Annotated in this window: 9 protein-coding genes and 1 tRNA gene; 5 read left to right on the top strand and 5 right to left on the bottom strand. The window is 45.9% G+C overall.

Annotated features, from left to right (window positions below; translation table 11 throughout):
- Positions 1-16: 16 nt before the first annotated feature.
- The 5 genes from ACTTKA_RS09355 to ACTTKA_RS09375 form a co-directional block, all read right to left on the bottom strand.
- A complete protein-coding gene (locus ACTTKA_RS09355; RefSeq protein WP_442724817.1) occupies positions 17-3,508 on the bottom strand; it encodes a SusC/RagA family TonB-linked outer membrane protein in 3,492 nt (1,163 codons plus the stop codon).
- 192 nt (positions 3,509-3,700) lie between these two features.
- On the bottom strand, positions 3,701-5,080 hold the full coding sequence (locus ACTTKA_RS09360) for a TlpA family protein disulfide reductase (protein ID WP_442724818.1): 1,380 nt from the start codon (positions 5,078-5,080) through the stop codon (positions 3,701-3,703).
- 18 nt (positions 5,081-5,098) lie between these two features.
- Entirely contained in the window at positions 5,099-5,494 is a 396-nt protein-coding gene (locus ACTTKA_RS09365; RefSeq protein WP_442724819.1) for a hypothetical protein, read from the bottom strand.
- 237 nt (positions 5,495-5,731) lie between these two features.
- Positions 5,732-6,949 (bottom strand): FecR family protein, encoded by a 1,218-nt coding sequence (locus tag ACTTKA_RS09370; protein WP_442724820.1) that lies wholly within the window; start codon positions 6,947-6,949, stop codon positions 5,732-5,734.
- Between the two features lie 130 nt (positions 6,950-7,079).
- Positions 7,080-7,622 carry an RNA polymerase sigma factor gene (locus tag ACTTKA_RS09375; protein WP_442724821.1) on the bottom strand — a complete coding sequence of 181 codons (543 nt, stop codon included), beginning with the start codon at positions 7,620-7,622 and terminating at the stop codon, positions 7,080-7,082.
- A gap of 320 nt (positions 7,623-7,942) precedes the next feature.
- Between ACTTKA_RS09375 and ACTTKA_RS09380 the strand changes: the two genes are divergently transcribed.
- The 5 genes from ACTTKA_RS09380 to rpiB all read left to right on the top strand — a co-directional run bounded on the left by ACTTKA_RS09380 (position 7,943) and on the right by rpiB (position 13,224).
- Positions 7,943-8,016, top strand: a tRNA-Pro gene (locus ACTTKA_RS09380).
- A 220-nt stretch (positions 8,017-8,236) separates the two neighbouring features.
- Complete coding sequence (locus tag ACTTKA_RS09385) at positions 8,237-8,899, top strand: HAD family hydrolase (RefSeq protein ID WP_442724822.1); 663 nt, start codon at positions 8,237-8,239, stop codon at positions 8,897-8,899.
- 59 nt (positions 8,900-8,958) lie between these two features.
- On the top strand, positions 8,959-10,443 hold the full coding sequence (locus ACTTKA_RS09390; RefSeq protein WP_442724823.1) for an acetyl-CoA hydrolase/transferase family protein: 1,485 nt from the start codon (positions 8,959-8,961) through the stop codon (positions 10,441-10,443).
- 294 nt (positions 10,444-10,737) lie between these two features.
- Positions 10,738-12,771 (top strand): transketolase family protein, encoded by a 2,034-nt coding sequence (locus ACTTKA_RS09395; RefSeq protein WP_442724824.1) that lies wholly within the window; start codon positions 10,738-10,740, stop codon positions 12,769-12,771.
- 9 nt (positions 12,772-12,780) lie between these two features.
- Positions 12,781-13,224: a ribose 5-phosphate isomerase B gene (rpiB, locus tag ACTTKA_RS09400; protein ID WP_442724825.1), complete on the top strand. Its 444-nt coding sequence runs from the start codon at positions 12,781-12,783 to the stop codon at positions 13,222-13,224.
- Positions 13,225-13,434: the final 210 nt, after the last annotated feature.

Consider the following 13,434-nt stretch of genomic DNA (forward strand, 5'->3'; position numbering starts at 1 on the left):
TGAATAATTCACATGGTTAGAAATTCAGATTCACTCCGATCGTATAAGTTCTGACAGGTGGCAGATAAGGGAATTGCCCCTCTGCAAGGTCATAATACTCCGGATCGATATCTTTGTTATTGGCTGTCCACATCCACAGATTACTTGCTTGCATAACGAGTTGTGCACGAGTGAAAAGTTTACGTCCGATCAATCCGGCAAAGTCATACGATAGAGTCAGCGTATTGAGTTTGATGAACGAAGCATCTTCATCCCACGTATCGTTATAGAGGTAGTAATTCCGCCATTTGGGATCCATAGAGCTCGACGAGTAAATTCTCGGGATGTTCGTGATCTTCTCATCGCCCGGATTTTTCCAGCGTTTCGCAATATCGGTATTTAACCCATATGATACCATCTCCGGTCTGGGCAAACGCATTACGTGTCCCAATTGGTAGGAAAAGACCGGTGTCAGGGCAAAATTACGATAGGTAAACGTGGAAATGATTCCACCGTACACCGGAGGTGTAAGCGTGCCGACATACTTCAATGCTTCCACATCGTTCATCTTCGTCTTCCAACCCACAATTTCTCCTTGGGCGTTGTATATCTGCGGTTCCCCTTTCTCTGAGAGCCCTGCCCATCTATAACTGTACAAATAACTTAACGGTTTGCCTTCGATCGGGCTTCCGCCAGATACATAGTATTCGGCGATTTCCCTCGGACTCTGTACCTTCTCGACACGGTTCACATTATATCCGAAGTTAAACGTCAAGTCCCACCCGAAAGTTCCGCGCAGAATCGTTCCGTTGATGCGCATATCGATTCCTCGATTGGAGACTTCGGCTGTATTAATCCGTGCCGAATTAAACCCGGTCGTAGGGTCCAATCGGTGATTGCCCAACAAATCAGAGCTGTATTTGTTGTAGAAATCGATTGAACCGGACAGCCGGTTATTCAACAACATGAAATCGACTCCGAAATTCGTCACAGCCGTTTTCTCTTTTCGGAGCTGTTGGTTCTCGGGTGTACTGATGGTCAGCATATCTTCCTGCGTATTGGAGTTTTTGCCATATCTCGCCAACGAATAAGGACTCGATTTGCTGATATTACCATTGATTCCGTATGTTAAGCGCAATAAAAGATGATTCAACCACGAAATATCTTTCATATAAGCCTCTTCCGATAAGCGCCAGCTAAATCCTGTGCTCCATGTCGGATCGTAACGATATTTCGGGTCGGTTCCGAACAAATCAGACTGATCGACACGTACACTTCCTGAAACGGTATATTTCCCTTGATACGAATACGATGCATTGAGAAAAACAGAAAAGAAACGATTCCTCACTTCCGAGAATTCCGGATCCCAGCTGTAAGAATCGTAATCGCCCCGGTAATTGGCCGTATACTGCGAAAGCGAATAGGCATCGAAGTTATTTACCGACAATGCCCGATCATTATAGTTATAATACCGTTCTTTATTATAAATCGTAAAATCCTCGCGTATTTCAGTACCGGCAATCGCATTGAGGCTATGTCGCTCGTCGATGACACGATCGAACGTCAAGAGGTTGCGTTGTGTCCATGAACTTGACCAGCTTTTCGACAGATCCAGGAGCGGTCCTTTCGGAAACATATACTTGTATTCCATCTTAGTCGCATCATATACCGTCCAACTGTTGATCAAATTCTTTAGGTAATAATTATTCAAGTTCCGATAATTACGTGAGCGACCGCTTCCGGCTTCATACAAGAACTTCGTGCTAATTTTTAATCCCTTGATAAGGGTATATTCAAGTCCTGTATTGAACCTGACGGAGGCGTTGTTCGACGTGATATCATTGTTATCAATTTCTTGTTTCAAATTATAGGTCCAATCCAGAAAACCTTTGTTGTAGTATTCTTGTTTGAGATGCTCGGCAATGTTCGTATAACGAGAGAGATAATTACCGTTTTTATCCACATTCAACTCGTAGGGCTGTCCGTGGAAAGCAGTCAAATCAACGCCATTGTTTGTGTTTTTCCGGAATGCTGTGTTGACACCCATTTCCAACTCCAGTCCTTTCAGCAGGGTCAGTCGGCTCTTCATGTTGATGATGATCGCATTGCCGCTGTTGCCTCTTGCCATTTCTTGACTACCCGTATATCCTACCGAAGTGTAATATTTATACTTGCTCGTTCCACCTGCAATAGACAGATTCACTTGTTTCTGTATACTGTTGCGGAAGAACAGGTCCTGCTCCGATAAGTAATCATTCAGCCTCAGTCGTTCCAGACCCTCGTTCAATTGTGCATCGGTTATTTGACCTTTATGCTTTTTGTAGTAAAGTTCCTCTACCATCGAATAGCCATTATGTTCGGCCGTTGCAGGGTTAAACCATCCTCTTCCCCGTGCAATAGTTTCAGTTTCAAAATCGATATACTCCGAAGTCGTAGGACGTTGCAAGTAACCGAAATCGGGTTTCTCGTCGATCACGATATTAGAGCTGATATCGAAGTACGTTTTTCCGTCATCCAATTTCCCTAATTTAGTCGTAATCACGACAACACCGTTCGACGCCCGTATACCCCAAATGGAAGCGGCCGAAGCATCTTTTAGTACCGTGATGGTCTCGATATCTTTGGGATTAATGGTTTCAATATCGTTAACAAGTACTCCGTCAACCACGAAGAGCGGCGTTTTATTAGCGTAAATCGAACTGACACCTCGTATATTGATTGTCGATTTACCGACAAAGACGCCCGGAATAGCACCGGCCAGCCCTTGTCTGACAGAAGTGGCGCCGAGTTGAAGCAGATCCAGCTTGTCTTGTTTTACCTGAGTAAACGAACCGGTAGCCCTTTCTTTCGATAAGGTCTGGTAACCGGTAACAACCACTTCTCCCAACATGGCCTCATCGTCTTCCATCACGATCGCAATGTCTGTACGCCCATTAACGGCAATAGAAAATGGTTTCATACCTACATACGATACTTCAAGTATCGCATTAGGAGCTAAATCGGACAAGATAAAGTGTCCGTCCATATCGGTGGCGACACCCTGTGTAGAACCTTTGATCAGGATAGATACGCCGGGTAGCGGCTCGTTCTGTTTGTCGGTCACACGACCTTTCACGGTAATCCCTTTCGGCGCTTGCTGCTTCACTGTCGTCGTTCGATGCTCTTTGCGATAGATAGATATTTGCCGATCGATGACATGGTATCCCAGATCGGTATTGTGAAATAAAGCATCTAATATCTGATGAATAGTTTCCTTGTTGCGGTTCAGGTTAACTCGCCGATTCAGTTCGGACGAGGCATTGTCAGCCACAAGAAAAACATAGTCACTTGACTTTTCGATCTCCGAAAAGGCCTGATGAATTGTTACATCTTGCAGATGAACGGAAATTTCTTTTTGTTGCGAATGTTTGGCGTCTACCGGCAGAGTATACAAGCCAAACAGGCATACTAAAAACGTCAGTTTATAAACTCGTAATGTTCGGTTGAATACCTTACATGCCCAACTGACCGGAGTATAATTTTCTTTCATATGTTGTTTGTGCTTTAAATAAATGTTTACTTGATTTTTTTGCCTCCTGAGATCAGCCCCAACGAATGTTTCGTTACGAGCGGATATCCTACCAATAGCTGTCGCATGATCTGCAGGAGTCCCTCTTTTCCCGCTTCGCCCAAATCGAAAAGCAATCTGCCGCGAAACGGAACGAGGGTATCTGTTGGCTAATTATTTTGTGAGCCAGCTGTCTATTAATGCGATTGTTGCCTCGTCCGAAGGGCGGGGAGCAAAAGCATTGATAATATTGAAATCTTTATCAATAAGGATAAAGCGCGGAATACCATATAACGACCAACCGTCTTTCATCGCCACATCGGTGCAGTGAAATTGTTCCAATTCTTTTTTGTGCTCCTTCAGGAAGGCCAGCCATGGCTCACGGGATTGATCCGCAGAGACAGGGATAAATACGATATCCTTTCCTGCATATTTTTTGCTTACTTTTTCGAAGAAAGGAGCCTCCTGAAGACAGGGGCCGCACCATGTAGCCCAAAGATCAACGTAAATCAGCTTGCCCTTAAAGTCGGACAATTTTCTCGCATTGCCATCCACATCGGTCATCTCAAGATCAATAGCGGGCTGACCGGGTAACAGCTTCATGTTCTGAGATATCTTAGTATCGATCTCTGTTGCGAAATCCTTATTCTTGATCGTCTGCAGGAAATTGCGAGCTTCTTCGATGGCTTCACCGGAGACTTCTCCCATGCGTAGCTCATTAATGATTTTGAAACTGGCAAAAAGCTCCTGCGTACGGACAGGCAAGGTAAATCCCTTAAACCATTTCTCATTGAGCGTCGAGTCTGTCTGATTAGATAGCACATCGCGAACAACGGCTACATCAAGCAAGTCCTCACCCAGCAGTTCCTGTATCTTCGGACTGATTTGCGAAGCGATAGATGTCGTGAAATCATTCCACTTAGCCAACATTTCATCTCTGTTTTTTGCTTCGGCAAACAGATCGGAGTAATTCGCATAGTTGACCCAACTGTTTACCACATCCCCTTTAATACGTGCCGCTTCCAACTTTTTGAATTCATCCGACACATTCGTCAAAGCTTCCAATTCGCGCATACGTACCTCAGCCAAACTATCGACTAATTTCATCGTAGAAGCAAGATCCTCTCTGACATTCTCGCCGGCTTGTAAAAACGATCCGCTCTCAGGGTACAAATGGCCTTTCAGGTAAATGTTCGCTTCCGCTCCTTTTCCATGGAATTCTGCCTCTGCGCTTTTGTCGGTGATTTTAAACGTCAAGTCATCCCCCGGCGTAAGATACAACATATTCCGTCCGACATTGAAATAAGACGGTTCGGTCAGTACCAGTGTCGTGTCGACATTACCTTCGGAGTCAATCTGAAGCATGATGTCTCGGCTGTCGCCTAAAAGGGATGCCGCTCCGTTATATCCCATTCGTACGACGTCTTTGCCGACATTAATGAACTGTCCTTTAAGATGGACGGTAGAAGGTGTCTCGTCCTGCTTCTTGTTGGTCTGGCAGGCAATCAAGCAGCAACATAATGCTGCAAATGGTAAAATCGTTCTCTGTTTCATAATTTATAAATAGTTTAATTATCGTTTGTTCAGTGTTATATTCGAATTGAACGCAATACGGTCGGAGGAATAAGAAGGATGTATTTCGGATTCAGGCAGATGTTTCGCCGCTTCGTCTTCTAACAGATAATAGCCGGGGTATGCAGGCATGAAATCCGCATAATTTTGTACGCCAATGTCTCCCGATTTACGATAGAAGCTCCCGGCTACCCTGATATCGGACGAAAGCCATTTAAAGAAATTAATATCGCCTTTCAACCTAAAGCCTATCCGTTTATTCTCTTGAAACTTCTGGTTCCCATATTTTTCAAGATAATTCAGCGTAGTTATGTAACGGTTCGTTTGTGTACCACCGGACAGAGAAATCGACAAGGTTTGATGGTCTGTCACAACGAGTTCATTTAAAACTGACATATCATCTTTCATCACAATATTGAAGACCGTTTGGCCATTTACGGAAATTGTTTGCGGATTTATTCCAACACACGAAATTTTCAACGTTATCTTACTGCGCTGTTTGCGAGCAATATAAATCACGTTCTTTATTTTTCTCACAGATATGTTTCTTATATTCTTTGTTCTGGATGCATATTTATGTCATCATTATTCATGTATTCTTGGGAAGAGCTTCCTGAAACAGGTAATATCTTTTTAATGTAATTCTTTTTCTTTCATAGGATTCAATTGTTTTTTGCGGATGGAGATATTGTTTTCCTCCCGCTTATATTCGGTGGACGATAACACAGATATCGACGTCATGACGTTATCCAGATTATTCGACAAGAGTAGTTTACCGGAAACAGTTTTCTCATTCAAGGCAATGTCGGAACTGTTTTCAAAAGAAACGTTGTAATAACGTCCGATTTTCTTCAGCACCTCGTTCAGGGGGGTACGATTAAATTTCATCACGCCATCGTGCCAGCTGGTATATTCCGAAACATCTACGTTCTTTTTGATCACTCCTTCGGACGAAATTGCTGCCATTTCATCCGGAGCAAGTGTAAGTGGCAGCTGATTTTGCACTTCGACCTGCACGCTTCCCGATACCAGTACCACCACTTCGGTTGGCTCGTCGGCATAGGCCGACACATTAAATCGTGTGCCTTTCACATGTACTACCGCTTTCGGGGTATGCACCAGAAAAGCACGATCAGACGGAGTGACCTCAATATAAATCTCACCTTGAAGGTATACCTCACGACTTGTACCGGAAAACACCGAAGGGAACGTCAACTCCGTACCGGAGTTCAACCATATACGTGAACCGTCAGCGAGCGTGATAAACGAGCGTTTCCCGTAAGGAACGAGTAGCTTGTTCGGTTTATCGTCTGCCAGTTGAAGGGCTTGGGCATCGACACTCGTATGGTCTAAAACAGAGGCTTTTCCTTCCTCCGAGAGGGTTATCTCAGAGGAAGATGGCAATTCGATCGTCTGGTCTCCCGCAATCAATTGTACTTGTTCCGAAGGCAAGGTACGCCCGACAATCTTATCGTTGAGGGCTATGGGTTGTTGCCGGCTGCGCGTAAACCATACCATACACATTGTAGAAACGACGGCGAATATGACGGATGCCGCAGCTATCTTCCATACGGTTGGTCGGCGGCGAACCGGCTTATGAACAGGCAGGCGAGTGAGTAGCTGTCGATACATCGCTTCCCGGGCTTCAGGACATAGCCGACGTTTTTCGTTTAACCGTACAGCTTCAAAGCGTCGGCAAGCCTCGAGCAGTAAAGGCTTGGCTTGCGGATGCTCACGTACGAATTCCCGCCAATATTGTTCGGTCTCGTCAGTACGGAAAAGTCGCCAAACAATAAACATATCGTCGTTTAAAAAGTCGGCGATGGATGAAAAATGTTGTTTTTCGCTCATGTGACTAACTGAATGTTACAAATAAGACGACAATAATAACTATTTGTAGACAAAAAGCGGTGAAAAATATTATTTTGTTGTAACAAGCGCTTCCGAATAACTTCTGATGAGGGACTTATTTCGCTGAATGTTAATTCGTTTTTTGTCGTTTGGAGATTTCAGTCGTATGTTTACGTATGACTTCTAAAGCGCGATAAACGAGTTTGCGGACAGATGCGGCATTCATTCCCATGATTTCGGCAATCTGGTTGTAATCGAGTTCTTCCATATGGCGCAAGTAAACAGCTTCTCGCTGACGATTGGTGAGTATGCTTAACAGCCGTTCAACTTTTTCTTTCAGTAGTAGTCGTTCTTCTTCGTCTTCCAATAGGTCAGCTACAGAAACTTCGACCGAAAATGCAAGGGATTCGTCGTCAATGTTTTCGGTTGTGTATTGCTGTTTTTGCAGGTCAATCAGGCGATTGCGCAGGCTACGAAACAGGTAAAATCCAATGTTATAGATATGCCGTAGTTCATCTTTTCGGAGATACAGCTTACAAAAAACGTCCTGAATGGCATCCATACACACATCGGATGCGAATCCAAGACTCGTACCATAAGCATGCAGGTTACTTACATATTTAGTGTATAGCTGAGAAAAAGCAGCATCCTGCTTATCCGGAAAGCTCATCATGATATGCTTTGAATGTTGACTGCGTTTTCATTTGTCGGGCAAATTTACAAAAAAAAGATTCATGAATACATCGGTTGCCAATGTTGGTTTACCTTTTCTTCTTCCAAAAACGAAAGATCTCGCTATGATAAAACGGCTTCGCAAGATGAAAAGGAATACATAGGATACTGTTCGGAAAAGCGTGATGTAATCGCCGGGAGCGGTTATTTATTTCGGCTTGTTAAGACAGGATTTATACGAAACTTGAATTTTTGATTATCGGAAAAGAGAAAAAAATTTTGCAGGTTGGGAAATATTTGTACCTTTGCAGCCGAAAAAAACGGGATGTAGCACAGTTGGCTAGCGCGCCACGTTCGGGACGTGGAGGTCGGACGTTCGAGTCGTCTCATCCCGACTTTTTTAAAGAGTTGTTTCAAAACGAAGCAGCTCTTTTTTTTATGATTAAAAGACGTCTTGATTTCCGGATTATCGTCCGTTTTTAGATTATAAACTGTATCTGATTGGCTGTATATAAGTTTATTTAAGTGTAGTCAAGCGGCCCCAAAATAACGGAAGAGGCGACAGTTAAAAAATATCACGTACCTTTGGCCGACAAAAAATCAACGAGAATATTTATGAGACACATTCAATCGGTTATATTTGACCTTGACGGCACTTTACTAAACACGATTGCAGACCTTGCACACAGTACGAATCATGCGCTTGAACAGACAGGTTTTCCGACACATCCTGTTGAAGCCTATAAGTATTTTGTTGGGAATGGGATTAATAAGCTGTTTGAACGTGCATTGCCCGAAAATGAGCGAACGCAGGATAACGTTCTGCGTGTCCGTGAAGTTTTTCTTCCTTATTACGATGAGCACAATGCCGACTACACGCGTCCGTACGAAGGTATTTCTTACCTGCTTGATGTTCTACAGGAGCAAGGCGTTATGCTGTCGGTAGCGTCGAATAAGTACCAGCGGGCAACGGAAAAGCTTGTGCGTGCCTATTTCCCGGAAATTCATTTTGCAGCAGTCTTCGGTCAACGTCAAGGGGTGCCGGTTAAGCCCGATCCGACTATCGTGCACGATATTCTGAAAATTACCGGCCGGCCGGTAACCGAGACGCTCTATGTGGGTGATTCGGGTGTGGATATGCAGACTGCAACAAACGCTGGTGTGACGTCTGTGGGCGTGACATGGGGATTCCGTCCTCTTAGCGAGTTGAATGCATGTGGCGCACAGCATGTGGCGCATAGGGTGGAAGAAATCCTCCAAATCATTGCCTCGGTTTGATATTATTGTTATCTTTGCCCCCATAAGAACATTAACCCAATAAATAATAGAAGAATATCATGTCATTTAAATTCATCACGGCCGAAGAGGCTGCCTCGTATGTAAACAACGACGATAACGTCGGATTCAGCGGATTTACGCCTGCAGGCTGTCCGAAAGTTATTCCGGAAGCCATTGCAAAAAGAGCAGAAGAAGAGCATCGTAAAGGAAATCCTTTCCAAATCGGCATGTTTACCGGTGCATCGACCGGCGACCACCTTGACGGAGCATTGGCGCGTGCCCAGGCCGTTAAATTCCGTACCCCTTACCAGTCGAATAAGGATATGCGTGCCTTGCTTAATGCCGGCGGTGCGCACTATTTCGATATGCATCTTTCCGAGTTGGCACAGTCGTTGCGTTACGGATTTTTAGGCAAGGTGGACGTGGCTGTTGTAGAGGCTGCCGAAGTGACGGAAGATGGTGAAATTATCCCGACCGAAGGCGTTGGTATTGTCCCGACCATCTGCCGTATGGCCGATAAGATATTGATTGAATTAAACCGGTTTCATCCGAAAGAAATCCGTGGAATGCATGACATCTACGAGCCGGCTGACCCGCCGATACGCCGCGAGATTCCGATTTATCAACCGTCCGACCGCATCGGCAAGCCTTATGTCAAGGTTGATCCGAAAAAGATTATCGGGGTTGTTGAGACGAATAACGAGCCGGACGGAAGCACCTTTGCTCCACTCGATGACGTGACATTATCCATCGGACGTAACGTGTCGAACTTCTTAGTAAACGAAATGAAAGCCGGACGTATCCCTGCATCGTTTCTGCCTTTGCAGAGTGGTGTCGGCAATGTAGCGAATGCTGTACTCGGATGCATGGGGGAGAATAAGGAAATCCCCGCGTTTAATATTTATACGGAGGTGATTCAGGATGCCGTAATCAAGTTGATGGAGGAAGGACGTGTTAAGTTCGCAAGCGGCTGTTCATTGAGCGTCAGCAAGGAGGCTATGAAAGAAATTTATTCGCGCCTTGACTTCTTCAAGGATAAACTTCTGCTCCGTCCCGAAGAGATTTCAAACAATCCTGAGCTCGTGCGCCGTATGGGACTGATCACGATCAATACCGCACTCGAAGCCGATATCTTCGGAAACATTAACTCCACTCACGTATTGGGCACGAAGATGATGAACGGGATCGGCGGTTCGGGAGACTTCACGCGCTCGGCATACCTTTCGATCTTTACTACGCCTTCGACGGCAAAAGACGGAAAAATCAGTGCTTTTGTTCCGATGGTATCGCACCTTGATCATAGCGAACACTCTGTAAAGATTATTATTTCCGAATACGGAGTGGCCGACTTGCGCGGCAAGTCGCCGATACAACGCGCACACGAAATTATCGACAACTGCGTACATCCCGACTATCGCCCACTGCTGAACGAATACCTCAACATGGGCATAAAAGGACATACGCCGCAGAATCTTGACTGTTGCTTTGCGTTCCACAAAGAGTTCGCGAAAAGCGGAGATATGCGTAGCGTGAAGTTCGCATAAGCAGCGATACGCCTTGCTTTTCATCTTTTTTTACACACCTAAAGAGGGTGTGCTCAAACATTGCGTTTTGACACACCCTCATATTGTTTCCGGACCTCTCCGGAGAAGAAAACGATTTGTTGTTAAAGAGAACGCTATACGGATACTCTTTGAGATGGAAAGGTGTTGGGCGCCAGACATGAAGCCGAGAAATTTGTCCACTGTGGAAAGGAGAAGGACATGCCGATTAGTATTTCTAATAAAAATCATCTACCTTTGCCATGCAGTTCTTCATAACTAATCGACCAAAGGATAATGAACGAAATTAAAAACATGAACCGTGCGGCAGACAACATCCGTATTCTTGCCGCATCGATGGTAGAAAAAGCAAAGTCTGGACATCCCGGAGGTGCAATGGGCGGAGCCGATTTCGTAAACGTACTCTTCGCCGAGTTTCTCAATTATAATCCGGATCAGCCGGATTACCCCTATCGTGACCGATTTTTTCTCGATCCCGGACATATGTCTCCCATGCTGTATGGAGTTTTGGCGTTGGCGGGACTGATGCCTGCCACAGAGCTGGAGAATTTTCGCCAGTGGGGCAGTCAGACTCCCGGCCATCCCGAAGTAGATGTGCTTCATGGGATAGAGAATACCTCCGGCCCGCTCGGTCAAGGACATGCGATGGCGCTTGGTGCAGCTATTGCCGAACGTTTTATGACGGCGCGCTTCGGTGAGTGGATGGCGCACAAAACCTACGTGTATATCTCCGATGGAGGGATTCAGGAAGAAGTATCTCAGGGTGTAGGGCGAGTAGCCGGGCATCTCGGACTGCATCATTTTATTATGTATTATGACGCAAACAATATCCAGCTCTCGACAAAAGTTGAAGAGGTGACTTCGGAGGATATTGCCGCCAAGTATCGTGCATGGAATTGGAATGTCCTCTCTATCGACGGCAGTTCGGTCGAAGAAATCCGCAAAGCCCTGCAAGCGGCGAATGCGGAAAAAGAACGTCCGACGCTGATTATCGGACAGACGGTGATGGGTAAAGGAGCTGTCGATGCTAAAGGAGCAAGCTATGAAGACAAAGTATCGACTCACGGTCAGCCGCTCTCGGCTGCCGGCGCCGATATCGATGCGACAATCAGAAATCTTGGCGGTGACCCCAAGGAGCCGTTTGCGATCTTTCCCGAAGCGCAAAAGATCTATGCCAATCGCAGGAAAGAGCTCCGGACATGGTTTTTGGCGCAGCGGAAGGATGAAGAAAAATTCCGCAAAAACCAACCGGATTTATCGGCTAAATTAGATATTTTCCTTAGCGGAAAGCTCCCGAAGATCAACTATTCATCGATCAAGATGAAGGAACATATTGCGACGCGCGCCGCATCATCTGCGATGCTGGGGCTCTATGCACAGCAGGTTGAAAATATGGTTGTTTCATCGGCCGACCTGAGTAATTCGGACAAAACCGACGGTTTTCTGAAGCATACGCATGCTTTTCGGAAAGGTGATTTCTCCGGACAATTTCTGCAAATGGGAGTCAGTGAATTGACCATGGCTTGCATCATGAACGGTATGGCGCTGCATGGCGGCATCATTCCCGTTTGCGGCACGTTCTTTGTCTTTTCCGACTATATGAAGCCCGCTATCCGGTTGGCTGCACTGATGCAACTGCATGTCATTTATGTCTGGACGCACGACTCGTTCCGTGTCGGCGAAGACGGACCTACCCATCAGCCGGTTGAGCACGAAGCTCAACTGCGCCTATTGGAGCATCTGCATAATCACAAGGGCAAACGCTCCATGGTTGTTCTGCGTCCGGCCGATGCGGAAGAAACAATCTACGCGTGGAAAATCGCTATCGAAGAGAGTCGTCCGACAGCGCTCGTGCTCTCTCGTCAAGATATCGTCAACCTGCCAGCCGCAAGTGGTGATCGCCGTAAAGAAGCGCGCCGGATTGTGAAAGGCGGATATATTGTCAGTGACTGCCAAGGCGAACCCGACGTGGTGATGCTGGCCAGCGGATCGGAAGTAGCTACCCTTGTCGAAGGGGCGGCTAAACTGGCGAAAGCGGGGGTTAAGACGCGGGTTGTGTCGGTGCCGTCCGAAGGACTGTTTCGCGATCAGAAGGCCGATTACCAAGAGAGTGTGTTACCCAAAGGAGTTCGACGATTCGGTCTTACTTCGGGATTGCCTGTTGCATTACAGGGATTGGTTGGCGATAGCGGAGTTATTCACGGGCTGCCCGAATTCGGTTACTCGGCGCCTTACAAAGTGCTCGACAAGAAACTGGGCTATACGGGTGAGAACGTGTGTCGGTTGGTGAAAAAGATGCTGAACAAGTAAAGTCGTAAGATGGAGACAAAAACAATCGGATTTGCAAGCGACCATGCGGGATTTTCCCTTAAAAACACGTTGTTGGATTACATGAAAGCTAAAGGATATACGTGCGAAGACTTCGGAACTCATTCGGAGGAGAGTTGCGACTATCCCGATTTTGCGCATTTACTGGCCAGAGCGGTCGAAGCAGCGCAGGTAGACCGTGGAATAGCGCTCTGCGGTACGGGAAACGGAATTGCCATGGCGTTGAACAAGCATCAGGGGATTCGCGCTGCCATTAGCTGGAACGAAGAGATGGCACGGCTCACGCGCGCGCACAACGATGCCAATATTCTGGTGTTGCCGGCACGCTTCATCACTCCCGACGAAGCCAAAGCCATGGTCGATATCTTTTTCTCGACCTCATTCGACGGCGGACGCCATCAGCGGCGCATCGATAAAATTCCGGAGCCGTTTTAAAACGTATTCTTGAGGACGGTGTGTAAGAACATTTTGTTTTTACACTCCCTTAAGATAAAGGATTGCTTCCTTAAGATGAAGGAATGCTTCCTTAAGATAAAGGATCGTTTCCTTAAGATGAAGGAATGCTTCCTTAAGATAAAGGAATGCTTCCTTAAGATAAAGGATCGTTTCCTTAAGATGAAGGAATGCTTCCTTAAGATAAAGGAA

Origin of the sequence: Tannerella sp. (genome assembly GCF_052170195.1) — a bacterium.
GTDB lineage: Bacteria > Bacteroidota > Bacteroidia > Bacteroidales > Tannerellaceae > Tannerella.